Below are 24181 nucleotides of genomic sequence, written 5' to 3' on the forward strand. Positions count from 1 at the left end.
GCGGGCGGCCCGTCGGCCCCGCCCCCCACGCGCGCCCCGGAACCGGCGCCCCCGGCCGCCCCGCGCTCCCCGGCCAGACCGGCCCCGACCCGCGAACGCACCCTCCAACAGCCCAGGCGGTCGCCATGCTGCACCTGACCCTGTCCCTCGTCGTGGCCATCTTCTTCATTTCCATGGTCCTGACCATGGTCGGCCTGGGCGGCGGGCTGCTCTTCTCGCCGCTGTTCGTGGTCCTGGGCATGCCCAAGGCCGGGGCTGCGTCGGCCTCGCTGCTGCTGAACCTCGTGGGCGCCGGGGCCGCCGCGTACACCTACGCCCGCAAGGGCATGGTGGACTACAGCCTGTGCCTGCCGCTCATCGTCTCCTCCAGCCTGGCCGCGCCCCTGGGCGCCGGGCTGAACCTGCGCCTGCCCCCGGGGCCGTTTCTGCTGGTCATGGCCGTGGTCCTGGCCGCAGCCGGGGTGCGCATGCTCTTCCCGCCGCCCGCCGAGGCCAGGGCCAGCGCCTCGCGCCGCGCGCGCATCATCGGCGGGCTGATCATCGGCGGCTGCATCGGGCTGCTGGGCGGGCTGCTGGGCATCGGCGGCGGGGTGTTCGTGGTGCCGCTGCTCATCTACGCCCTGGGCGTGCCCACCCGCGTGGCCGCCGCGTCCTCGACCTTCATCGTCTGCTTCTCGTCCCTTACGGGCTTCGCGGGCTACGCCTCCATGGCCGCCGTGGACTGGGCCTTCGTGCTACCCGCCGCCGGGGCCTGCGTCCTCGGGGGGCTGGCCGGGGCCCGGCTCATGAGCCACAAGCTCCAGGGCCGGACCATCCGTGTCCTGTTCAGCCTGGTGCTCTTCGCCCTGAGCCTCAGACTCTTCGCCCAACTGCTCTGACCGCAACGGCCCCGCGCGGGGCCAGGAGCGCACAGCCATGACCCATGCCATCGAGGTGGACCGCCTCGCCAAACGCTTCGGCGACGTGCAGGCCGTGGCCGGGATCTCCCTGGCCGTGCCCCGGGGCTCGCTGTTCGGGTTCCTGGGCCCCAACGGCGCGGGCAAGACCACGACCATCACCATGCTCACGGGCCTGGCCCGGCCCGACGCGGGCACCATCCGCATCGCGGGGCTGGACTGCACGGCCCGGCCCCGGGCCGCCCAGCACCTCATCGGCGTGGTGCCCGACGAGAGCAACCTCTACCCCGAGCTGACCGGCTTCGAGAACCTGTGCTTCTGCGCCGCGCTCTACGGCATGGGCCGCGCCGAGCGCCGGGCCCGGGCCCGGGAGCTGCTGGAGACCTTCGGCCTGACCCAGGCCGGGGAGCGCAAATTCGCAGGCTACTCCAAGGGCATGAAACGCAGGCTGACCGTGGCCGCAGGCATCATCCACCGCCCGCCCATCCTGTTCCTGGACGAGCCGACCTCGGGCATCGACGTGGCCAGCGCGCGCCAGCTGCGCCAGCTGATCGCCACCCTGCGCGGCGGCGGCACCACCGTCTTCCTGACCACGCACCACATCGAGGAGGCCGAGCGGCTGTGCGACCGGGTGGCCTTCATCGTCGCCGGACGCGTGGTGCGCGAGGACACCCTGGACGCCCTGCTGGAGCCCGTGCGCGACCGCCACGCCCTGCTCATCGCCTGCGCGGGGCTGGACGCAGCCACGGGCGCCGGGCTGCCCGAAGCCTTCCCGGACCTGGAGTTCCCGGTGCTGGAGCCGGACCGGGTGCGCGTGGAGGCCCGCGCGCCCATCCCCGTGGCGCCGCTGGTGCGCCACCTGGACGAGCGGGGCGTCCGCGTGCTGGAGGCCCGCCGGGCGCGCCCGACCCTGGAGGACGTGTTCGTGCGCGTCACCGGGCTGGACGCCGGGGCCCTGGACGCGGGCAAGGGCAACGGGAAAAACGCCAACGGCGGAGGCAAGGCATGAAGACCTGGATCGCCTTCTGGAACATTCTGGTCAAGGACATGCGCACCTACTACCTCAAGCCGCCCAACGTGAGCTGGGGGCTGCTCTTCCCCCTGGCCTGGACGGGCATGTTCCTGGTGCGCTCGGGCGGCGGGCTGGACGACGTGGCCGGGCTGCTGCCGGGGCTGGTGGCGGTCTCCGTGCTCTTCGGCACCACCTCCATGCTGGCCGTGACCGTGACCTTCGAGAAGAAGCACCGCTCCTTCGAGCGCCTGCTGCTGGCGCCCATCCCCCTGGAGCTGCTCATGCTGGCCAAGACCGGCGGGGCCATCCTCTTCGGCGTGGCCAACGCCTTCGTGCCCGTTGCCATGGCCGCGCTGTTCATGGACCTTTCGGCGCTGGCCTGGGCGCCGTTCACGGCGGCGGTGGTGCTGGTGGCCGTGGCCTCCACCTTCCTGGGGCTGTTCATCGCCGTGGCCGTGAGCGAGGTCTTCGAGGCCCAGACCTTCTCCAATTTCTTCCGCTTCCCCATGCTCTTCCTGTGCGGGCTGTTCTTCCCCATCGAGCGCCTGCCCGCGCTGCTGCGGCCCCTGTCCTACGCCCTGCCGCTGACCTACGGGGCCGACGCCCTCCGCGAGACGGTGCAGGGCGCGGGCGCGCTGCCCCTGGCCCTGGACCTGGGCGCCCTGGCGGCCTTCTGCGCGGCGCTGTTCGCCCTGAGCCTGCGCAACATCCGCCGCCGCTGGATCGCCTGAGGCGCGGCGGACGGGGCTTGCCGCAGGCCTTGCCCGCCCGTGGCCTATGCTGCTAGATTGAGCATATTGCCCCCATCGGCATTCCAACCCGGGAGAAGCACATGAAAAGCAAACGCGCCAAGGTCGCCATCATCGGCATGGGCCGCGTGGGTGCCACATTCGCCTACGCCCTGTCCCTCAAGCGGCTGGTCAACGAAATCGTGGTGGTGGACGTGGACGCAGAGCGGGCCGAGGGCGAGGCCATGGACCTGCGCCACGGCCTGCCCCTCATCGGGCCCATGGACATTCGCTCCGGCGGCTTCGAGGCCTGCCGCGGGGCGGACATCGTGGTCATCACCGCCGGGGCCGGGCAGAAGCCCGGGCAGACGCGCCTGGAACTGCTGGACAACAACGCCGCCGTGGTGCGCTCCATCGCCTCGGAGCTCATGGCCCTGGGCGGGGCGCCCATCCTCATCGTGGCCACCAACCCCGTGGACGTGCTGACCCACCGCCTGCTGGCCCAGACGGGCTTCCCGGCCTCGCGGGTCATGGGTTCGGGCACGGTGCTCGACAGCTCGCGCCTGCGCCAGATGCTGGCCGAGGAGTTGCGCGTGGACGTGCGCGGCGTGCACGCCCATATCATCGGCGAGCACGGCGACTCGGAGCTGGCCGTCTGGAGCCGGGCCAACGTCTCGGGCATCCCCCTGGCGGACTTCTGCGCCGGGCGCGGCGTGGCCTTCGACGCCGCCTTCCGCGAGCGCGTCCAGGACGGCGTGCGCCGCGCGGCCTACGAAATCATCGCCCGCAAGGGCTCCACGGCCTACGCCGTGGGCGTGGCCCTGTGCCGCATCGTCGAGGCCATCGTGCGCGACGAAAAGAGCGTGCTCACGGTGTCCACCGCCGCCAAGGGGCGCTACGGGCTGCCCGACGTGAGCCTGTCGCTGCCGTGCGTCATCGGCGAAGACGGCATCGAGCTGGTGGCCGAGTCCCCCCTGGCGCAGGACGAGCACCAGGCCCTGCACCACAGCGCACAAGTGCTGCTCAAGACCGAGGCCAGCCTCACCGCCCAGGGCTGACCCCCCCGCACCCCGCGCCTGCGCCCCTGCGCCCCGGCCCCCTGCCGGGGCGCAGGGCAGTGGCGCGCGGGCAACGAAGTGCGCCTCCCCGGCCTTGCCAAACCCCCGGCCCGGGGCGTAGGGTCCTGGCTCCGGGACCCACAACCAAGAGATGCCCATCGATCCCACACGCATCGAAGGCCAGATCGCCTTCATCGAAACCCTGGACGCCCTCAAGCAGGTCCGGCGGCGCAACCTCGTCATGGACGGGTCGCGCCGCGAAAACAGCGCCGAGCACTCGTGGCATACGGCGCTCATGGCCGTGGTGCTGGCCGAGTACGCCTCCGGCCCCGTGGACGTGCCCCGCGTGGTGACCATGCTCCTGCTGCACGACGTCATCGAAATCGACGCCGGGGACACCTTCTGCTACGACGAGGCCGCAGCCCGCGACAAGGCCGAGCGCGAACGCGCTGCGGCGGACCGCATCTTCGGCCTGCTGCCGCCGGAGACCGGGGCCGCCCTGCGCGCCCTGTGGGACGAATTCGAGGCCGGGCAGACGCCCGAGGCGCGTTTCGCCAACTCCCTGGACCGCTTCCAGGTGCTGTTCCAGAACCGCAACACCCAGGGCGGCACCTGGCGGCTGTACGACATCGCCCGGACCCAGGTGGAGCGGCGCATGGCCCCCATCCGCCAGGGGATGCCCGAGCTGTGGCCCGTGGTCGAGGACATCCTCGACGACGCCTGCGCCAACGGCATCCTCAAGCCCTGAGCGGGCAAGGACAACACCGCCGATGAAGATATTGCTGCTGACCCTGGCCCTGCTCTGCACCCTGGCGCACCCGGCCGCCGGATACACGGTGACCATCGCCGCCGACCCCTGGTGCCCCTACAACTGCGAGCCAGGCTCGGAGCGCGAAGGCTTCGCCATCGAGGCCGCGCGGCTGATCTTCGCCCAGGTGGGCCTGGATGTGGACTACCGTCTGCTGCCCTGGACGCGGGCCCTGGCCGAGGTCCGGGGCGGGCGCCTGGACGCCGTGGTGGGCGCCTCGCGCCCCGAGGCGCCGGAGCTCGTGTTCCCCGACGAGGAGATCGGCCACTCCGACAACGGCTTCTTCGTGCGCGCCGACTCGCCCTGGACGTACCAGGGCCTGGAATCCCTGCGCGGGCTGCGCGTGGCGCTCATCGCCGATTACGACTACGGCGAGGAGTTCGCCGCCGTGGTGTCCCAGATGCCCGGCTCGCCGGGCGTGGTCGTCACCCAGGGCAACGACGCCCGGGAGCGCAACTTCAGGATGCTCGCCTCGTCGCGGATTGACGTGGTGGTCAGCGATGTGGCCGTCGGTCTCCACTTCCTCAAGCACTTCGAGCAAGCAAGCACCATCCGCTACGCCGGAGCCCAGGGCGAGGCCGACCCGGTGTACATCGCCTTCTCCCCGCTCCAGCCCCGGGCCGGGGAATACGCGCGCGTCTTCACCGAGGGCTGGCGCGCCCTGCGGGCCTCGGGCCAGCTGGCGGAGCTGCTGGCCCGCTACGGCCTGAAGGACTGGAAGCCCGCCGCCGACTGACCCGCCGCCGCCCGCGCCCCCTTCCCTTCGCTGCGGCGTTGCAGTATGCAGAAGGAGCCCCGGGCCCCGGCCCGCACCGCCATCCCTTCAACACAAGGAGTGCTCTTTCATGCGCCGAGTTCTTTGCGCCCTGGCCGCCGTGCTGCTTTTGGCCGCATCCGCCCTGGCAGGCGACGCCGCGCGGCTGGCCGACAGCCTGTCCTGGTACGGCCAGTCCACCTTCCACACCGCCGCCTTCGGCCCGAGCCTGTACATCGACCCCATCGCCCTGCCCGACACGGCGCCCAAGGCCGACATCATCTGCATCACCCACAGCCACAACGACCACCTGTCCACCGACGCCCTGAAAAAGATCGCCACGGACAAGACCGTCATCATCGCCCCCAGGGACTGCAACTCCAAGCTCAAATTCGTGGACAAGGCCGAGGTCATCAACCTGCTGCCCGGCGAGGGTGCCGATGTGGCCGGGGTGCGCATTGAGGCCGTGCCCGCCTACAACATCAGCAAGACCAAGTTCCACCCCAAAAGCAACAAATGGGTGGGCTACGTCGTGAGCGGCGCGGGCATGACCCTCTACCACGCGGGCGACACCGAGCGCATCCCCGAGATGCAGGCCATCGACTGCGACGTGGCGCTCATGCCCCTGGGTCAGACCTACACCATGAACTCCGTGGCCGACGCGGCGCAGAGCGCCAGCGACGTGAAGGCCGAAATCGCCATTCCCATGCACTACGGCACGGGCGAAGGCAGCAAGACCGACGCCGAAAAGTTCGCCCAGCTGCTGGCCGGACAGATCGAAACGCGCATCCTGGAGCCCACAAAGTAGACCGGGCCCCCCCCGGCCCGACAGGCAAGGGCCCCGCCCGGCGTGCGCCGGGCGGGGCCCTGTTGTCTGGCCCGGCGCAGCGCGCCGGACCTGCTGTTGCGCGGCCCGGGCGCCGGGGGCTACGCCGCCCCGCCCTCGCGCTTGAGCTCGGCCACCAGGGCGGACAGGGCCCCGGCCTGCTCGGCCAGGTCGCCCAGGGCCTGGGTGGTCTCGGCCACGCCGCGCGCCGTGTCTCCGGCAATGGAGTTGATCTCCTCGATGGCCTGGTTGATCTCCTCCGACGCGGCGGACTGCTCCTCGGCGGCGGTGGCGATGGAGCGGATCTGCTCGGCGCTCTCCTCGGTGCCATGCACGATCTCGCCCAGCACCTCGCCCGAGCGGTTGGCCAGCTCCGAGGCCTCTTCCAGGTCGCGCACGGCGGCCTGCATGCCCGAGATGTTCTGCGCGGCCACGCCCTGGATGGCCTTGATGGAGTCGCCGACCTCCTTGGTGGCGGTCATGGTCTTCTCGGCCAGCTTGCGCACCTCGTCGGCGACAACGGCGAAGCCGCGCCCGGCGTCGCCCGCCCGCGCGGCCTCGATGGCCGCGTTGAGCGCCAGCAGGTTCGTCTGGTCGGCAATGTCGGTGATCACGGTCATGATCTGGCCGATGGCCTCGGCCTGATGGCCCAGGGCGTTCATGCTCTCCTGCAGGGTATGGGCCTGCTGGCGGGTGGTCTGCATGGCCTGCACCGAGCGCTCGACCACGTCGGCGCCGTCGCGGGCCTTGGTCTGCACGTCCACGCCGCGCTCGGCGGCGGTGCCCGCGTTGCGCGCCACTTCGAGCACCGTGGCGTTCATCTCCTCCATGGCCGTGGCCGTGGCCTGCAGCCGGTCGCGCTGCACGTCCGTGCCGCTTCTGATCTCGTCGGCCTGGGCCGATATCTGCTCGGTGGCGGTGGAGACGCGCAACACGACCTGCTCCAGGCGCTGGGCCGCGTGCAGCAGGCCCTCGGCCCGGGCGCGCTCGGCCTGGGCCTTGGCCTGCTCGGCCTCGCCCTGGGCGGCCTGGGCTGCGGCGGCCTTTTCCTGGGCATCGGCGGTCTTGGCGGTGATTTCCTCGATGTTGTGGCGCAGGGTGGCGGCCATGCTGTTCAGGGCCTGTTCCAGGTGCGCGGCCTCGTCGCGGCCCTGGGCCTCCAGCTCCACGGCGTAGTTGCCGCCCGCGATGTCGCCCGCCGCCCGGGTGGCCTGGGCGATGGGCCGGGTGATGCTGCGCACGATGAGCAGCGCCAGGGGCAGCACCAGCAGCAGGAACACCGCCGCCAGCACGCCCACGATCCAGGCCGTGCTGGCGGCCACCACGTCGGAGATGGTCCGGGCGATCTCGGCCTTGGCGGCGTCCACGTTGTCGATGTACACGCCGGTGCCGATCCAGTAGTCCGTGCCGGGAATCATGGTCGCGTAGGAGAGCTTGGGCTGGTCGCCCGCGCCGGGCTTGGGCCAGATGTACTGCACGAACCCGCCGCCCTGGGCGGACAGGGCGGCCAGCTCGCGCACGAGGTAGACGCCGTTGGGGTCCTTGAGCCCGCCCAGGTCGGTGCCCTGCTTGTCGTGGGCCGGGGGCAGGGCCACGTTCACCGTGCCCTGGTAGACGAAATAGTAGCCGGACTTGTCGTCCTCGAAGCGGATGGGATCCACCACGGCGCGAATCAGCTCCACGCGGCCCTCGGGGTCGGGCACGGCGCGCAGCAGCACGCCCAGGGTCTCGGCGATGGTCATGGTCGCCACCTGGAGTTTCTGCTTCTGGCCCTCGACCATCTGGTCGCTGATCTCCCCGACGCTCAGGTCGCGGATGGTGCCCGCGTTGGACAAAAACGCGCTCACGACCCCGACGATGAACAACACCATGACCAGCAGGACCAGGAAAATCCGTTTGCCGATGGAAAATTGCCGCAGCATCACTGCCTCCTTGCTCTCGCGTTGCCCCGCGCGGGCCCGACCCCGCCCAGGCAGCCGGCCCGCACGGCCAGCCACACATACCCCCATCCAACGCCCTATCGGCGTCTTTGCATTCCGCAATAGTTTATATACCAATCTTTCCCCGCAAATCCATAAGAAAGACGCGGGGCGGCCCGCAGCGCAATGCGCCGCGGGCCGCCCCCCCAAACCCCCGGGCCGGGGGCCCCAGATGCCCGGGAAATGCTTCTCCAGCATGATGCGCAAGATGGTGCGGTCGGTCTCGATCATGCCCTGGGTGGACAGGGTGCCCACGTTGCGCATGGTCTGCTCGGGCGAGGCGCCGACAATGCCGTCGGTATGGCTGACGTTGACCCCCTGCAGGGCGAACAGCGCGGCCTGCACGGCGGTGCCCGCCGCCGTGGCCAGCTTCAGGGCGCAGCCCGCCTTGGCGCCGTCGCAGATGACCCCGGCCAGGTCCTCGATGAGATTCTTGATGGCCCCGGCGATGTGCGCCGGGCCGCCGCCCAGCAGGTAGGCCACGCCCGCCGTGGCGCCCGCCCCGGCGGCCACCGAGCAGCCGCACACCGCGGACAGCCGCCCCGTGTAGGCCTTCACGTAGGCCGTGACGGCGTGGGACAGGGCCACGGCCTCCAGGCGCGCGCGGTCCGTGGCCTGGGTGAAGCCGAACACGGCCTGGATGGGCAGGATGGCCGTCAGCCCGTGGTTGCCGGACCCGGCGGAGCTCATGGCCGGGAGCTTGACCCCGCCCATGCGCGCGTCGGCGGCCGCCGAGGTCAGGATGCGCGCGGCGGACATCATGTCCCGGCCCAGCAACCCCTGGCGCACCAGGCGCTCCAGGGTCGCGCCCACGCCCAGGCCCACGCTGTTGTCCAGCCCGTGGGCCGCCAGGCGCAGGTTGTGCTGCACACCCTGCTCCAGGAATTCCAGATCCGCGTCGTCCAGCCCGGGCACAAGGCCCAGCAGGGTGTCCAGGGACTGCTCGCGCAGCCAGGCCTCCAGGTCTTCCAGGGGCCTGCCGTCGCGCGCGCCGCCGCGCCCGAGCAGCGGGCTGTCCGCCACGGGGACGCCGCCGCGCACAAGGGCGGTGATGTTGTCGTGCACGCCCTCGATGACGGCCTCGGCCCAGGCCCCGGCCCGGGCCACGCGCACCCGCACGTACAGCCCCCGGTGCTCCTCCAGCAGATGCACGGCCACGCGCCCGGCGCCGAGCAGGGCCCGGGCGCGGGCCACGGCGGCGGCGTCCACGGGTTCGAGCACTTCCAGGCCCAGGGCCGGGTCGCCGCCCTCGCAGCCCAGGGCGGCGGCGGTGTCCAGCCCGCACAGCCCGCCGGTGCCGGGGATGGTCACCGCCAGGCCGTTCTTGTAGATGTTGGGGTCGATCCACAGCGCCACGGAGTCCACAGGGCCGGGGGGCAGCAGCGACGCGGCGGCGGCGGCCGCCAGGGCGATGGCCACGGGCTCGGTGCAGCCCAGGGCGGGCGCAACCTGCATGCGCAACAATTCCTTGATCGTGTAGGCCATGATTCCCCTCCTGGAGCGGCGCCCGGGGCCGCCGCCGTGGGTGTACGGGCATCCGGGGCGCTTGTCAAAACCCGCCGCAAAGCCCGGTGCGGCTTGCCACGCCGGGCCGCAGCGGGTATAGGTTCCATGATGGTATCTCCTCCTGCCGATGACCGCCCCGCGCCCGGCCCCGGGGCCGCCCTGTGCACCCGGCTCTTCAGTCGCCAGCCGGTGTTCGACGCGCGCCTGCGCACCTGGGGCTACGCCGTGACCTTCGGGCCGGACCTGGCCCCCGGGCCCGACGCGGGTGTGGACTGCACCCTGGACTCCCTGCCCGACCCCATGCCCGACATCGCCGCCGGGGTGATCGCCCTGGCCGACGCGCTCTTCGGCCAGGGCTGCAAGGTGCTCGTCAACTTCGGCGAGCGCTCCATCCTGGACGAGGCGCCCTACGCCCTGCCCGCCGAGCGCACGGTGATCGAGGTGCCCGGGTGCGACGCCCTGCCCGCCTCGGCGGCCATGGCCCTGCAGGGCCTGCGCGCCGACGGCTTCAGCGTGGCCCTGGCCCTGGACGAGGCCGCGCGCGCCCAGGCCGCCATCCGCGCCACGGCGGACATCGTGCTGCTGGACCTGGACGGCACCGACCCCGGGCAGGCCCGGGCCCTGGTGGAGGCCCTGCCCCGCGCGGGCGCCCTGCTCCTGGCCCGGGGGCTGGACGACGCCGCGCGCCTGGCCCTGGCCCGCATCCTGGGGGCGGACCTGTTCCAGGGCAGCTTATTCCGCAGCGCCGAGGCGGTCCGGGCCCGGCGGCCCACCTCCCACGAGGCCTCGCGCTTCCGGCTGCTGGCAGCCATCGAGCAACCCGAGCCCGACTTCGAGGCCCTGGCCCGGACCCTGCAAAACGACGCGGCCCTGAGCTTCCGCCTGCTGTCGTACCTGAACTCCCCGGCCTTCGGCTTCACCGGGCGCATCAGCTCCCTGCAACAGGCCATGCTCATGCTGGGCTGGAAGCTGCTCAAGAACTGGCTGCGCGTGGCCGTGCTCACGGACCTCGCCCCGGACCGCAAGGCCCGCCAGATCCTCTTGCTCTCGGCCCAGCGCGGCAAGTTCTTCGAGCTGGCCGCCAGCGGCCAGGCCCCGGCCCGCGATGACCCCGACGAGGTGTTCCTGCTCGGGCTGTTCTCGCTGCTGGAGCCCCTGCTGGGCATGCCCATGGCCGAGGTGGCGCCCCACCTGCCCCTGGCCCCGGGGCTGCTGGACGCCCTGGCCGGGCGGGCCGACAACCGCCACGCCCTGTGGCTGCGCCTGGCCGCGGCCTACGAGGGCGCCGACTGGGCCGGGGTGGAAGCGCTGGCCGGGCGGCTGGAGGTGGCGCCGCTGGTGCTGGGCGTGGCCCACTACAAGGCCATGGCCTGGGCCGAGGCCGTCTTCTCGGGGCCCTGAGCGGGCGGGCCGGGCTTCCTTGCGGGCGTGTGGCCTTTGCCGCCGATCTGGTGTACAGGGGCGGGAGCCTTGCGCCCATTGCGCAACAGGAGGACGAACGCGATGATCCTGGCTGTCCCCAAGGAAACCTTCCCCGGCGAGCGGCGGGTGGCGGTGGTGCCCTCCGAGCTGCCCCGGCTGCTCAAGGCGGGCTTCGAGGTGCTGGTGCAGGCGGGCGCGGGCGAGGCCGCGGGCTTTGCCGACGCCGCCTACGCCGACAAGGGCGCCCGCCTGGAGCCCGACCGCGCCGCGCTGTTCGCCGCAGCCGATGTGCTGCTCATGGTGCGCACCCCGGGGGCCAACCCCGGCCCCGGGCAGGCCGATATCGCCCTGCTGCGCCCCGGCCAGGTGCTCATCGGCCTGGCCGACCCGACCACGGACCCCGCCGTGGCCCAGGCCGTCGCCGCCACAGGCGCCGCGCTCTTCGCCATGGAGCTCATCCCGCGCATCAGCCGCGCCCAGGGCATGGACGCCCTGTCGTCCATGGCCACCCTGGCGGGCTACAAGGCCGTGCTGCTGGCCGCCACGCACCTGCCCAAGATGTTCCCCATGCTCATGACGGCGGCGGGCACCGTGGCCCCGGCCAAGGTCTTCATCGTCGGCGTGGGCGTGGCCGGGCTGATGGCCATTGCCCAGGCCCGCAGGCTGGGCGCCGTGGTCGAGGCCTACGACGTGCGCCCGGCGGTGCGCGAGCAGGTCCAGAGCCTGGGCGCCCGGTTCGTGGAAATGGAGCTGGACGCCGGGGAATCCGAGGACAAGGGCGGCTACGCCAAGGCCATGGGCGAGGACTTCTACCGCCGCCAGCGCGAGCTGATGGCCCGCGTGGTGGCGGCCAGCGACGTGGTCATCACCACCGCCGCCGTGCCCGGGCGCAAGGCGCCGGTGCTGGTCACGGCGGACATGGTCCGCGCCATGCAGCCCGGCTCGGTGATCGTGGACCTCGCGGCGGCCACGGGCGGCAACTGCGAGCTGACCCGCCCCGACCAGACCGTGACCGACCACGGGGTGACCATCCTCGGGCCCACCAACCTGCCCTCGGAGCTGGCCGTGGACGGCAGCCGCATGTACGCCAGGAACATCACCGCCCTGCTGCTCAACATGAGCCAGGACGGCGCCGTGGACCTGCACAAGGACGACGAGGTCGTCACCGGAACCTGCGTGACGCGCGACGGCCAGGTGGTGCATCCCCTGGTGCTGGAACGCCTCGCCCAAAACGGCGCCTGACGCCGCGCAAACAGGAGCCTGCCATGGAAACGCTCGTCATCGGCCTGACCATTTTCGTGCTGGCGGTGTTCGTCGGGTTCGAGGTCATCACCAAGGTGCCGCCGACCCTGCACACCCCGCTGATGTCCGGCACCAACGCCATTTCGGGCATCACCATCATCGGCGCGCTGCTCTCGGCGGGCAGCGGCCACACGCTGCTGACCACGGCCCTGGGCACGGCTGCGGTGGCCCTGGCCACGGTCAACGTGGTCGGCGGCTTCCTGGTCACCCACCGCATGCTGGCCATGTTCCGCAAGAAGGACTAGCGCCATGAACACGGGCATCATCAATCTCGTCTATCTGCTGGCTGCGGTGCTGTTCATCCTGGGCATCAAGGGCCTGACCCACCCGCGCACCGCCGTGCGCGGCAACATGCTCTCGGCCCTGGCCATGCTGCTGGCCGTGGCCGTGACCCTGCTGGACAAGAACATCCTGAGCTTCGAGTACATCCTGGCCGGGGTGCTGGTGGGCGCGCTGCTGGGGGCCGTGGCCGCCGTGCGCATCGAGATGACGGCCATGCCGCAGCTCGTGGCGCTGTTCAACGGATTTGGCGGCGTGGCCTCGGTGCTGGTGGCCGGGGCGGCCTTCGAGGAGGCCATGGGCTCGCCCGTGGCGGCCCAGGCCCTGGCGGGCGACGTGGCGACCCTCACGGCCACGGCGGCCTCGGGGCTCATCGGCAGCGTGACCTTCTTCGGCAGCCTGGTGGCCTTCGTCAAGCTCCAGCGCCTGTTCTGGGAGGGCGCGGTGAGCTTCCCCCTGCAACGGCTGGCGGGGCTGGCCACGGCGGCGGCGACCCTGGGCCTTGGCGCGGCCATGGTCCTGGCGCCCGAGTCCACGGGGCTCTACTGGGCCATGGCCCTGGCCGCCGCCGTGCTCGGCGTGCTGCTCACGGTGGCCATCGGCGGGGCGGACATGCCCGTGGTCATCGCCCTGCTCAACTCGTACTCCGGGCTGGCGGCCTCGGCCACGGGCTTTGTGCTGCAAAACAACGTGCTGATCATCTCCGGCTCGCTGGTGGGCGCCTCGGGCATCATCCTCACGCGCATCATGTGCAAGGCCATGAACCGCTCCCTGGCCAACGTGCTCTTCGGCGGGGCCCTGGCCCCGGCGGCGGGCCAGGCCAAGGGCGGCAAGGACGACCTCTACGCGGGCCGCGTCAAGGCGACCTCGGGCGAGGAGGTGGCCATGCTGCTCGACGGCGCGCGGCGGGTGGTTGTCGTGCCCGGCTACGGCATGGCCGTGGCCCAGGCCCAGCACACCGTGCGCGAGCTGATGCTGCTGCTCGAAGCCCGGGGGGCCACGGTGGAATTCGCCATCCACCCCGTGGCCGGGCGCATGCCCGGGCACATGAACGTGCTGCTGGCCGAGGCCGAGGTGCCCTACGACAAGCTGCGCGAAATGGACGACATCAACCCCGAGCTGGCCCAGGTGGACGTGGCCATCGTCCTTGGCGCCAACGACGTGGTCAACCCCCTGGCCAAGACCGACCCGAGCAGCCCCATCGCGGGCATGCCCATCATCGACGTGCGCGCCTGCCGCACGGTGGTGGTGGTCAAGCGCAGCCTCTCGGCGGGCTTCGCGGGTATCCCCAACCCGCTGTTCGCCGCCGACAACGCGCTGATGTACTTCGAGGACGGCAAGAAGGCCGTGCAGCAGATGGTGGCGGCGGTCAAGGAACTCTAGGCATTCCGCAGCACTGCAATGAAATGTCGCGCCGGCGCCGGTTTTTTCCGGCGCCGGCGCGCCGCGTTCGGGGCCCGGGGTCAGCAATGCGGCGCATCCGGGCGGTATCGGCCGTATGGGGGAGGATGGCCGAGCATGGCCGCCCTTCTCCAGGTTCAGCCAGGATAATCCAGAATAATCAAAACTCATCTCTACTCAGCAAGCGTTTCTCCTGCATTTGACAAAAGCGTCCTGATTCAGTATACAATACAGTGTTGCCTGCCAGAGCAGCAGCGCATCGATATGCGTCTCCAGACGGCAGCGCAACCATGAAACGTCGCGTAATGCAACGTAATGCAACGCGACGAAGACACAAGCAAAACACAAGAGCCCAAGCGACGCATCAGCTCGACACGGCGCCGAGGCCAGCAGGCCTCCCGCTCCAGCACACTATATGGATACAACACGAACATACCAGACCGGCCACGCCGCGTGCGCCACGCCGGTCCCCCTCCGGCCCAATGCGTCCGCGCTGCCGCGCGGCCTGCGGGGCCGCTACCCCCTGGCCTGACCCCCGCGTCCCCGTGCCGCCCGCGCGGCAGGGTTCGCAAGCCGCCCCCGCCGCCGCCGCCCCCCAGCCCCGGCGGGGCTCTCCCGGCGTCCGCGACGTTTTCGCGCACGCTTCACCCCGACCCAGGAGACCCAATGAGCAAAATAGTCGTCGAAAACCTCTTCAAGATCTTCGGGCCGCACCCGGAGCGCGCCCTCAAGCTGCTGGAACGCGGCCTGGGCAAGGAGGAAATCCTCAAGAAAACCGGCCTGGGCGTCGGCGTGAACAACGCCAGCTTCGAGGTCGCCCAGGGTGAGATCGTGGTGGTCATGGGCCTGTCGGGCAGCGGCAAGTCCACCCTGGTGCGCTGCGTCAACCGGCTGCTGGAGCCCAGCGCCGGGCGCGTGCTCATCGACGGCACGGACATCCGCACCCTGGACGCCCAGGGCCTGCGCCGCCTGCGCCTGGAAAAGCTGGGCATGGTTTTCCAGAATTTCGCGCTCTTCCCGCACCGCAGCGTGGTGCAGAACACCGAATACGGCCTGGAAATCAAGGGTATGGCGCCCGACGAGCGCCGCGACAAGGCCATGCAGGCCCTGGCCCTGGTAGGCCTTTCCGGCTGGGAGGAGGCCGCGCCGCGCCAGCTTTCCGGCGGCATGCAACAGCGCGTGGGCCTGGCCCGCGCCCTGGCGCTGGACCCCGACATCCTGCTCATGGACGAGGCCTTCAGCGCCCTGGACCCGCTCATTCGCCGCGACATGCAGGACGAGCTGCTGAACCTCCAGGACGAGATGCACAAGACCATCCTGTTCATCAGCCACGACCTGGACGAGGCCCTGAAGCTCGGGCGGCGCATCGTGCTGATGAAGGACGGGGCCATCGTGCAGGTGGGCGCGCCCGAGGAGATCCTGACCAACCCGGCCAACGACTATGTGGCGCGCTTCGTGGAGGACGTGGACATCACCAAGGTGCTCACCGCCGAGATGGTCATGAAGAAGTCCGAGGCCGTGGCCCACCTGGGCACCGACGGCCCGCGCGCAGCCCTGCGCAAGATGAAGAAGGCCGCCATCGGCTCGCTGTTCGTGCTCGACGAGACCCACGCCGTGGCGGGCATCGTCACCGCCGAGGCCTGCGTGGCCCTGCGCGAGCGCGGCGGCACGGACCTCTCCGAGGCCATGACCCGGCCCGTCGCCTCCGTGCGCCCCGACACCCCGGCCACGGAGCTGATCCAGATCATCCACGACCTGCCCCACCCGCTGCCGGTGATGGACGCCCGGGGGCGCCTCAAGGGCGTGGTGGTGCGCGGGTCGCTGCTTGGCGCCATCGCCGAACGCGGAGGGAGCACCCAATGATGACCATCCCCAAGCTGCCCCTCGGCCAGGGCCTCGAAGCGGCCATCGACTTCCTCGTGGAACATTTCTCCTTCGCCACCAAGGCCTTCTCGGTGGTCATGGACGGCGTGCTCGGCGTGCTGGAAAGCGGGCTGCTGGCCCTGCCCCCGCTGGCGCTCATCGCCGTCTTCACCGCCCTGGCCTTCTGGCTGACGCGCAAGAGCCGCGGGGTGACGGTCTTCACCTTCCTGGGCCTTGCGCTGATCTGGAACCTCGGGCTGTGGAGCGCCACGGTCAGCACCATCGCGCTGGTGCTCATCGCCACGCTGACGGCCATCCTCGCGGGCGTGCCCCTGGGCATCCTGGCGGCCATGTACCGCCCGGTGGACCGCACGGTGATGCCCGTGCTGGACGTGATGCAGACCATGCCCGCCTTCGTCTACCTCATTCCGGCCATCCCCTTCTTCGGGCTGGGCAAGGTGGCGGCCATCTTCTCCACGGTGGTCTTCGCCATGCCCCCGGCCATCCGCCTGACCTGCCTGGGCATCCGCCAGGTCCCTCGCGAGCTGGTGGAATGCGCCGAGGCCTTCGGCTCCAACCGCTGGCAACGGCTGGTGAAGCTGGAGCTGCCCCTGGCCACGCCGACCATCCTGGCCGGGGTGAACCAGACGGTGATGCTGGCCCTGTCCATGGTCGTCATCGCGGCCATGATCGGCGCCAAGGGCCTGGGCGGCGAGGTCTGGAAGGCCATCCAGCGCTTGCAGATGGGCGCGGGCTTCGAGGCCGGCATCGGCATCGTCATCGTGGCCATCATCCTCGACCGCGTGCTGCAAAAGGCCGGGGGCCGGGCGGACAAGCGCTGACCCGCGCCGCTGCGCGCCGATTTTTGAAAACGAACGGAAAACCCAAGGAGGACCCCATGTTCAAGAAACTCATGCTGACCCTGGCCCTGGCGGCCCTGGCCGCCCTGATGACCGCCCCCGCCCAGGCGGCAAGCAAGGGCAAGGTCCGCCTGGCCTATGTGGAATGGGACTGCGCCGCCGCCAGCACCAGCGTGGTGCAGGCCGTGCTGCAGGAAAAAATGGGCTACGAGGTGGAAATCCTGCCCGTGGCCGCCGCGGCCATGTGGCAGGCCGTGGGCACCGGCGACGTGGACGGCATGGTCACCGCCTGGCTGCCCGTGACCCACGCCGACTACCTGGACAAGGTCAAGGACACGGTGGAGAACCTCGGGCCCATCACCGGCGGGGCCAAGCTCGGCTGGGCCGTGCCCTCCTACGTCAGCGTGGACTCCATCGCCGACCTGAACGCCCACAAGGCCGAGTTCGACGGCAAGATCATCGGCATCGACCCCGGCGCGGGCCTGATGCGCCTGTCCGAGCAGGCCGTGAAGGACTACGGCCTGGAGCTTGAGCTGATGGAAGGCTCCGGCGCGACCATGACCGCCGCCCTGGCCGACGCCATCAAGAACAAGCAGTGGGTCGTGGTCACGGCCTGGTCGCCGCACTGGATGTTCGGCAAGTGGGACCTCAAGTACCTGGCCGACCCCAAGGGCGTCCTGGGCGACGAGGAGCACATCGACACCATCGTGCGCAAGGGCCTGAAGGCCGACATGCCCGAGGTCTACGCCCTGCTGGACAACTTCGCCTGGAAGGACGCGAACCAGCTCCAGATGGTCATGGCCTGGAACCAGGAGCCCGGCGCCGACCGCTACGAGAACGCCAAGCGCTTCATCAAGGAAAACGAGGCCCAGGTGAACGCCTGGATGGGCAAGTAGGCCACAAGGGCCTGCCCGGGGTGAAGGCCCCGGGCAATACTGAAAACAACCCCCCGCCGCCGGATATCCGGCGGCGGGGGGATTTTATATGCGCTGAGATGGTTATCACCTGACAGTAGGACTCCCTTTGTGTCGCATCACTTCTGCGCGCCTCTCTGAGCAATCCTCTGAGCAATCTGCCGGAGTTTCGTTTTCATCCAGCTTACACACTGCAATTCGTCCCCAAAAGACTTCTCAGGCCAATTACTTATCCAAATCTCGTGTATCAATAGATCTTTTAGATTCTTTAACTCTTCCCTCTTAATCCTTTTGTAATTTATTCCATCCGCTATAGCATCACAGCGGAAGGCGCTACAAGCGTGCTCTATCTCAATTTTTTCAACTGCATTGCGAACTGTCCTAAAGCATGTCATGAATTTATCTCTATTTGCGTTTGTAATATACATGCTCACTGCCTCTGCATGATCACCTACTGGCCAGAGTATATGAATTATCATTGCTTCCATCCTGTATTTCCAACCATCATGACAACCTTCTTCGCGGAATGCATCGCAATCAGTACTAACTTTTCTAAAAGCTTCATTCATTTTCATCATAAAATCATAAAAAACATCTGATCTCTTTTGCATCACAAAAATATTTTCGCCTTGTTTTCGAGTTAGCCATGCCCCCAACAACACGCAAATAACAGCAGTAGCACTTGTAGCCAACAAACTCCACACCATAAAGCCTCCAATTTCTTTTTCAGTTCAAGCACTTATTCATTCCGGAGAGACTACAACAAAGCTACTCCAGCCTCAAAAAAAAGCAAGGAGACAACTCAACACGCTATTACAAATAAAACCCCCGCCGCCGGAAGCTCCGGCGGCGGGGGTTTTGCTATGGCGTCTGGGCAGGGCAAACCGCTGCGCGACGGCTTCAATCCCCCAGCACGGCGATGGCGGCGGCGCCGAGGCCGGAGTAGCAGCCGAGCACCGGGGAGGCTTCGCTGGTGTAGAGGGGTTCCACGCCGTAGGTGTCCCAGAGCATCCGGCGGTAGCGTTCGGCGGTGTGCGGGGCGGCGACGTGGGCGATGGCGAAGCGCAGGTTCTTGCGGCCCTCGGCGTAGGCGCGCACGTGGGCGAAGAGCTTGCGCTGGGCGTGCAGCGCGCCCAGGCCCTTGGCGATGACCTGGGCCTTGCCCTGGCGGTCGAAGGTCAAGACCGGCTTGATGCGCAACACCTTGGCCAGCAACCCCTGGCCCTTGCTCACCCGCCCGCCGCGCACGGCGAAGTCCAGGGTGTCCAGGGTCACGAAGATGCGCACCTTGTCGATGGCCTCCTGGGCCACGGCGCGCACGGCGTCGGCGTCCATGCCCAGTCCGGCGGCCAGGGCGGCCTCGCGCACGGCAAGGCCCAGGGCCACGGTCAGGGTGTGGCTGTCCAGCACGGCGATGCGTTCGGCGTCCACCTGGCGGGCCATGTTCAGCCCGGCCTGGTAGGTGCCGCTGGCCCCGCCCGTCAGGTGCACGGCCACCACCTGCCCGTACTCCTCGACCATGGCCTCGTAGACGTCCTTGATGCGCTGGGGCGCGGGCTGGGAGGTCTTGGCCACGCGCGCGCCACGCAGGCGGTCGTTGAATTCCTCGGGGGAGATGTCGATCTTGTCGGTGAACTCCTGGCCGTCCAGGGTCAGGGTCAGCGGCGCAAAGCGAATGCCGTGGGCGGCCATGAACTCGGCGGGCAGGTCGCAGCACGAGTCGGTGACGATGCCCACCCGCTGGCGGGCGCGGGCCACCAGCTCGCGGTGCTGGCGCAGCATGTCGTCCACCTTGCGCCGGGTGACGTCGCCCGCGGCCTGGGCAACCTCGAACACCGTGTCCGGCTCGTTGGTATGCACATGCACGCGCACCACCGTGGGCGTTCCGGCCACGATGAGGCTGTCGCCCAGGGGCTCCAGGCGCGCGCGCAGGGCGTCGCGGTCGATGGCCTTGCCGCGCACCAGGCACTCGGTGCAGTAGCGGAAGTCCAGGGACTCCACGGCCACACGCTCCTGGGCCTCGCCCACGCCCGGGCGCTCGGCGGCGAGCATGGTCTTCTCGGCGTGGCGGTCCACCCGGCCGCGCTCCACGAAGTCCTGGATGCCGTCCAGCAGGTAGACGAAGCCCTGGGCCCCGGCGTCCACCACCCCGGCAGCCTTGAGGCTGGCCAGCTTTTCCGTGGTTTCGCGCAGCGACTGCTTGGCGCGCTCCAGCGAGTCGAGCAGCAGCTCGGGGAAGTCGCGGTATTTCTCGCAGTTGCCGCGCAGGTGGTCGGCCCAGTCGGTGATCACCGTGAGGATGGTGCCCTCCTTGGGCGAGGCCATGGCCTCGCGGGCGCGGTCCGCCGCGCGGGTCACGGCCATGGCGAACTCGCGCGGGGACACGCGCACCAGGTCCTTCACGCCCTCGGAAAAGCCGCAGAAGAACTGGGCCAGGATGACCCCCGAATTGCCCCGCGCGCCCAGCAGGGCGGCCTCGGCGATGACCTGGCTCATGGCCTCGATGGACGAGTCCAGGGCGTCGGCCGAACCGTCCACGATGGAGCGCATGGTCCCGGCCATGTTGCTGCCGGTGTCGCCGTCGGGCACGGGGAAGACGTTGATGGCGTCGAGGTGGTCGGAATGGTCGATGAGCCGCTGGGCGGCGGCCATGAGAATGCGCTTGAAGCGGATGCCGTCGATGTACTGGATTCTGTTGGGAACCGGGGCCATCTGCACCCTCCGTACGTGATCGTCGCGGGCCGGTCCGGGCGCGCGCCCGCCGCTTCTACCCTATTTCAAACACGGGCGCAAACCCCGCCCCGGCGGGCGCTCCTAGCGCCCCGGCCCGGCCATGGCCGCCGGGTCCATGAGCGCGTCGAAGCGCGCCGCGTCCAGGCAGCCCAGCTCCAGGCAGGCCTCGCGCAGGGTGCTGCCCCGGGCGTGGGCCAGCAGGGCCACCCGCGCGGCCATGTCGTAGCCGATGGCCGGAACCAGCGCCGTGACCAGCATCAGCGATTTGTCCACCGCCGCCGCGATGCGCTCGCGGTCGGCCTCAAGCCCCGCCACGCACAGCCGGGTGAAGCCGTCCACGGCCCCGGCCAGGGCTTCGGCCATGGCCAGCAGGTTGTGGATGAGCAGCGGCTTGTAGACGTTGAGCTCGAAGTTGCCCTGGCTGCCCGCCACGGCCAGCCCGGCGTCCAGGCCCAGGGCGTAGGCGCAGGCCATGGTCAGGGCTTCGCACTGGGTGGGGTTGACCTTGCCGGGCATGATGCTCGACCCCGGCTCGTTGGCGGGCAGGCGCAGCTCGCCCAGGCCGCAGCGCGGGCCCGAGCCCAGCCAGCGCACGTCGTTGGCGATCTTCATCAGCGCCACCGCCGCCGTGCGCACCGCCCCCGAGGCCGCCACCAGCCCGTCGTGGGCCGCCATGAGCGCGAAGCAATTGGGCGCGGGCACGAAGGGCCGCCCCGTGAGCACGCACAGCTGGTCCACGGCCAGCCCGGCGAACTGCGGGTGCGCCCCCAGGCCCGTGCCCACGGCGGTGCCGCCCAGGGGCACCGCGTAGAGCGCCTCCAGGGCCGCGTGGATGCCCAGGGCCGCGTCGGCCACCTGGGCGGCGTAGCCCGAGAACTCCTGGCCCAGGGTCAGCGGCACGGCGTCCTGCAAATGCGTCCGCCCGGTCTTGACGATATCCGCGAAGGCCTCGGCCTTGGCGCCCAGGGCCTGGGCCAGGGCGTCCAGCGCAGGCAGCAGGCGGCCCTCCAGGGCCTGTACGGCGGCCATGTGCATGGCCGTGGGGAAGGCGTCGTTGGTGGACTGGCCGAGGTTGACGTGGTCGTTGGGGTGCACGGGGTCCTTGCGGCCCGGCTCGGCCCCGGCCAGCTGCGCCGCGCGGTTGGCCACCACCTCGTTGACGTTCATGTTCGTCTGCGTGCCGCTGCCCGACTGCCAGATCTTCAGGGGGAAATGGTCGTCCAGGCTGCCTGCGGCCACCTCGGCGGCGGCGCGTTCGATGAGCCCGGCCAGGGCGGCGGGCAGCAGGCCCAGCTCCGCGTTGGCCCGCGCGGCGGCGATCTTCACCTGCGCCAGGGCGCGGACCACGGCGGGCGGCATGGCCTCGGTACCGTAGGCAAAGTGTTCCAGGGCGCGCTGGGTCTGCGCGCCCCACAGCCGGTCGGCGGGCACCCGCACGGGGCCCAGGCTGTCGTGCTCGATGCGCTCGGGGCGGGGGGGCGTGCCGGGCATGGCGTCCTCAAGGCTCAGGGTGCGGCGCGCCGGGCCAGGCGGCACGCGGCGCGCGGGGTCAGCCGACGGTCGGCTCGTCCCCATAGAGCACGAAATGAACGCTCCTGTCACCCTTGCCTCGATACATGGCCGCGTCGGCCCGGGTGAGCACCGTGGTGGCGTCCGTGCCGTGGCGGGGATACAGGCTCACGCCGATGCTCACCCCCAGGCGCACCTCCACGGCCCCGATGCGGATGGGCTCGCGCACCGCCGCCTGCATCTTGGCCGCCACGGCTTCCACCGTGCCCTGGCCCTCGCCGCAGAAGATCACCGCCGTGAACTCGTCGCCGCCGATGCGCGCCAGGGTGTCGGACTTGCGGATGCAGGCCTTGAGGCGCGTGGCCACCTCGCGCAGCACCGCGTCGCCGAACTCGTGGCCGTGGGTGTCGTTGACCTGCTTGAAGTCGTTGAGGTCCATGTAGAACACGGCGCAGCAGCCCCCGCTGCGGTCCACCTGGGCCATGGTCTGCTCCAGGCGGTCCTGGAAAAGGCGGCGGTTAGGCAGGTCGGTCAGGGGGTCGTGCATGGCCTGGCGGCGCTGCTCCTCCTCCACCAGCCTGCGCCGGGTGATGTCGTTGACGGTCATGGCGAAGTAGCCCGGCTCCCAGCTGAAGGCGCGCACGGAGAACCACATCTGCGTGGGCGCGAAGAACATCTCGCCCGAGCGCGTGTGCTGGGTGCGGGCCACGGTGCCCAGGAAGTCGATCCAGCGGTAGAGCTTCTCGCGCTGCTCGGGGAACAGCTCCAGGGCCGAGCGGCCCAGGTAGCTTTCGCGCGGGATGCCCGTGAGGGTCTCCGCCGCAGGGTTCACGTCCAGGAACACGAAGTCCGTGGCCTTGCCCTCGGCGTCGGAAACGATGCGGCAGTAGGCCACGCCCTCCTGCATGCTGTGGAACAGCGAGCGGTACTTGCGTTCGGAATCCTCAGTGCGCCGGGTCTGGGCCTGGACCATCTGCATGGCGATGAAAAAGACCAGCAGCAGCCCTGCGCCCAGCAGGGCCTGGCGCAGGGCCACCAGCCGCTGCCCGGCGACCTCGCGGCCCCAGCCGTGGGCATCGAACTCCAGGGCCAGGGCCGCCAGCACGCGCCCGCCCCCCGGCACCTGGGCCACGGCGTGGTGCGCCACGGCGAAGGTACCCCAGTCGTCGCGCACCGGGCCGCTCACCGCCCCCTCGCCCGTGGCCAGGAAGCGGCGCATGGCCGCCTGCTCCGTGGCGGGCCACAGCGCGCGGCCCTCGGCGGCGCCGGGCGCCGCCAGCGGGACCGCCGCAAGGGCCACGAGCCCATCGCCGCGCGGCACGTAGAGACTGGCGGCGGACAGCCCGGAATCCACCCCGACCACGCGCTCCAGCGCCAGGGCCAGGGACCGGGTCTCCGCCCCGCCCGGCTGCCCCACGCCCTGGGCCAGGGCCAGCACCAGCCGCGCGTCCAGCGACCCGCCGACGATGCGCGCCCGGGCCAGGAGTTCCTGGCGCATGTGCGCGTCGTGGCCGCGGCCCGCATGGTCCGCCGCCACGGCCCCGGCCAGCAGCACCAGGGCCAGCAGGGGCACGAAGCCCAGGGCCAGACGCAGCCGCCGACGCAAAAGCTGCTCGGAAAGGGCCACCCCGTACAGCCACAGGGCCACGGCCAGCACCGTGACCCCCACGGTGCGCACGAGCTTCCAGACGACGAATTCCTCCATGCCTGCCTGGGCGCGCAACGCCTCGCCCACGGTCTGCATGGCCATGCAATGGGCCGTGACGATGCCGCCCAGGGCTGCGGCCAAGAGGGCCAGGGCCCCCACCAGCAGCAGCCAGCGCCCACGGTTCTCCAGCAGCGCCGCGCGCAACAGCGCCCAGGCCGCCGCCCCGCCCGAAAGCGCGCCGAAGAAGCTGCCCGCCGTGCGCAGGGGGTTCTCGTCGCCCAGGGCCAGTGCCCCCGCATAGACCACGAGCAGCAGCAGGAAGAACCACACGGCCTGGCCGCGCTGGCCCCCGGTGCGTGCGTGCATGGCCGCCCAGAACTCCACCAGGCAGACCATGGCCCCGATGTACAGCAGCGAGCGCAGGGCCACGGCCATGGCGGGCTCCGCCGCCGAATAGGCCCACAGCTCCATGCAGCAGGCCAGCCCCCCCAGCAGGCCGAAGCCAGCCAGCCAGTGCAGCGGCAGGCGGCGCAGGGAATTGCGCACGGCGCACAGGCAGACCGAGGCCAGCAGGAACTGGGAGACCGCGCCCAGAAGCAGGGCTGTATCGGGAGGCATGAGGGGCATGTCCACGAACAGTACCAGAGTTTGATCAAGATTTCCGGGGCAAAACGAGGGTTCTC

Annotated in this window: 19 protein-coding genes; 14 read left to right on the plus strand and 5 right to left on the minus strand. The window is 70.3% G+C overall.

Annotation, left to right across the window (positions count from 1 at the left end; genetic code table 11):
* Positions 1 to 125 precede the first annotated feature (125 nt).
* From G495_RS0107950 to G495_RS0107980, 7 genes are all read left to right on the plus strand, one after another.
* Complete coding sequence (locus G495_RS0107950; protein WP_028587375.1) at positions 126 to 878, plus strand: sulfite exporter TauE/SafE family protein; 753 nt, start codon at positions 126 to 128, stop codon at positions 876 to 878.
* A gap of 37 nt (positions 879 to 915) precedes the next feature.
* Positions 916 to 1905, plus strand: coding sequence for an ABC transporter ATP-binding protein (locus G495_RS18255; protein ID WP_035251395.1), 990 nt, complete (start codon positions 916 to 918; stop codon positions 1903 to 1905).
* Entirely contained in the window at positions 1902 to 2639 is a 738-nt protein-coding gene (locus G495_RS0107960; protein ID WP_028587376.1) for an ABC transporter permease, read from the plus strand. Before G495_RS18255 ends, G495_RS0107960 begins: the two co-directional genes overlap by 4 nt.
* A gap of 101 nt (positions 2640 to 2740) precedes the next feature.
* Positions 2741 to 3694, plus strand: coding sequence for an L-lactate dehydrogenase (locus G495_RS0107965; protein ID WP_028587377.1), 954 nt, complete (start codon positions 2741 to 2743; stop codon positions 3692 to 3694).
* A gap of 151 nt (positions 3695 to 3845) precedes the next feature.
* Positions 3846 to 4442, plus strand: coding sequence for an HD domain-containing protein (locus G495_RS0107970; RefSeq protein WP_028587378.1), 597 nt, complete (start codon positions 3846 to 3848; stop codon positions 4440 to 4442).
* A 22-nt stretch (positions 4443 to 4464) separates the two neighbouring features.
* Entirely contained in the window at positions 4465 to 5238 is a 774-nt protein-coding gene (locus G495_RS0107975) for a substrate-binding periplasmic protein (RefSeq protein WP_028587379.1), read from the plus strand.
* 109 nt (positions 5239 to 5347) lie between these two features.
* Complete coding sequence (locus tag G495_RS0107980; protein WP_051445187.1) at positions 5348 to 6064, plus strand: MBL fold metallo-hydrolase; 717 nt, start codon at positions 5348 to 5350, stop codon at positions 6062 to 6064.
* A 119-nt stretch (positions 6065 to 6183) separates the two neighbouring features.
* Here the strand turns inward: G495_RS0107980 and G495_RS22955 are convergent, their stop codons facing one another.
* Positions 6184 to 9546, minus strand: a complete 3363-nt coding sequence (locus G495_RS22955) for an L-serine ammonia-lyase, iron-sulfur-dependent, subunit alpha (protein ID WP_342667796.1) — start codon at positions 9544 to 9546, stop codon at positions 6184 to 6186.
* A 126-nt stretch (positions 9547 to 9672) separates the two neighbouring features.
* Between G495_RS22955 and G495_RS0107990 the strand changes: the two genes are divergently transcribed.
* The 7 genes from G495_RS0107990 to G495_RS0108020 all read left to right on the plus strand — a co-directional run bounded on the left by G495_RS0107990 (position 9673) and on the right by G495_RS0108020 (position 17590).
* Positions 9673 to 10968, plus strand: coding sequence for an EAL and HDOD domain-containing protein (locus G495_RS0107990; RefSeq protein ID WP_084458019.1), 1296 nt, complete (start codon positions 9673 to 9675; stop codon positions 10966 to 10968).
* Positions 10969 to 11070: 102 nt separating this feature from the next.
* Positions 11071 to 12231 carry a Re/Si-specific NAD(P)(+) transhydrogenase subunit alpha gene (locus G495_RS0107995; RefSeq protein WP_028587383.1) on the plus strand — a complete coding sequence of 387 codons (1161 nt, stop codon included), beginning with the start codon at positions 11071 to 11073 and terminating at the stop codon, positions 12229 to 12231.
* 23 nt (positions 12232 to 12254) lie between these two features.
* Positions 12255 to 12536, plus strand: coding sequence for an NAD(P) transhydrogenase subunit alpha part 2 (locus G495_RS0108000; protein WP_028587384.1), 282 nt, complete (start codon positions 12255 to 12257; stop codon positions 12534 to 12536).
* A 4-nt stretch (positions 12537 to 12540) separates the two neighbouring features.
* Positions 12541 to 13953, plus strand: coding sequence for an NAD(P)(+) transhydrogenase (Re/Si-specific) subunit beta (locus tag G495_RS0108005; RefSeq protein WP_028587385.1), 1413 nt, complete (start codon positions 12541 to 12543; stop codon positions 13951 to 13953).
* 684 nt (positions 13954 to 14637) lie between these two features.
* Complete coding sequence (locus tag G495_RS0108010) at positions 14638 to 15834, plus strand: quaternary amine ABC transporter ATP-binding protein (protein ID WP_028587386.1); 1197 nt, start codon at positions 14638 to 14640, stop codon at positions 15832 to 15834.
* The gene (locus G495_RS0108015; RefSeq protein ID WP_035251451.1) at positions 15834 to 16676 is read left to right on the plus strand and encodes an ABC transporter permease; all 843 of its coding nucleotides are present in this window, start codon (positions 15834 to 15836) and stop codon (positions 16674 to 16676) included. Before G495_RS0108010 ends, G495_RS0108015 begins: the two co-directional genes overlap by 1 nt.
* A gap of 56 nt (positions 16677 to 16732) precedes the next feature.
* Complete coding sequence (locus G495_RS0108020; protein WP_028587388.1) at positions 16733 to 17590, plus strand: glycine betaine ABC transporter substrate-binding protein; 858 nt, start codon at positions 16733 to 16735, stop codon at positions 17588 to 17590.
* A 137-nt stretch (positions 17591 to 17727) separates the two neighbouring features.
* On the opposite strand, the gene G495_RS21705 is transcribed toward G495_RS0108020, so the two are convergent.
* The 4 genes from G495_RS21705 to G495_RS0108035 form a co-directional block, all read right to left on the minus strand.
* Positions 17728 to 18315 carry a hypothetical protein gene (locus tag G495_RS21705; protein WP_156939639.1) on the minus strand — a complete coding sequence of 196 codons (588 nt, stop codon included), beginning with the start codon at positions 18313 to 18315 and terminating at the stop codon, positions 17728 to 17730.
* A 193-nt stretch (positions 18316 to 18508) separates the two neighbouring features.
* Positions 18509 to 20320, minus strand: a complete 1812-nt coding sequence (locus tag G495_RS0108025; protein WP_035251399.1) for a DAK2 domain-containing protein — start codon at positions 20318 to 20320, stop codon at positions 18509 to 18511.
* Positions 20321 to 20422: 102 nt separating this feature from the next.
* The gene (locus G495_RS0108030; protein ID WP_028587390.1) at positions 20423 to 21832 is read right to left on the minus strand and encodes a class II fumarate hydratase; all 1410 of its coding nucleotides are present in this window, start codon (positions 21830 to 21832) and stop codon (positions 20423 to 20425) included.
* Positions 21833 to 21890: 58 nt separating this feature from the next.
* Positions 21891 to 24125, minus strand: a complete 2235-nt coding sequence (locus tag G495_RS0108035; RefSeq protein ID WP_028587391.1) for a sensor domain-containing diguanylate cyclase — start codon at positions 24123 to 24125, stop codon at positions 21891 to 21893.
* Positions 24126 to 24181: the final 56 nt, after the last annotated feature.

The sequence above is a fragment of the Desulfocurvus vexinensis DSM 17965 genome (assembly GCF_000519125.1).
Taxonomy (GTDB): domain Bacteria; phylum Desulfobacterota; class Desulfovibrionia; order Desulfovibrionales; family Desulfovibrionaceae; genus Desulfocurvus; species Desulfocurvus vexinensis.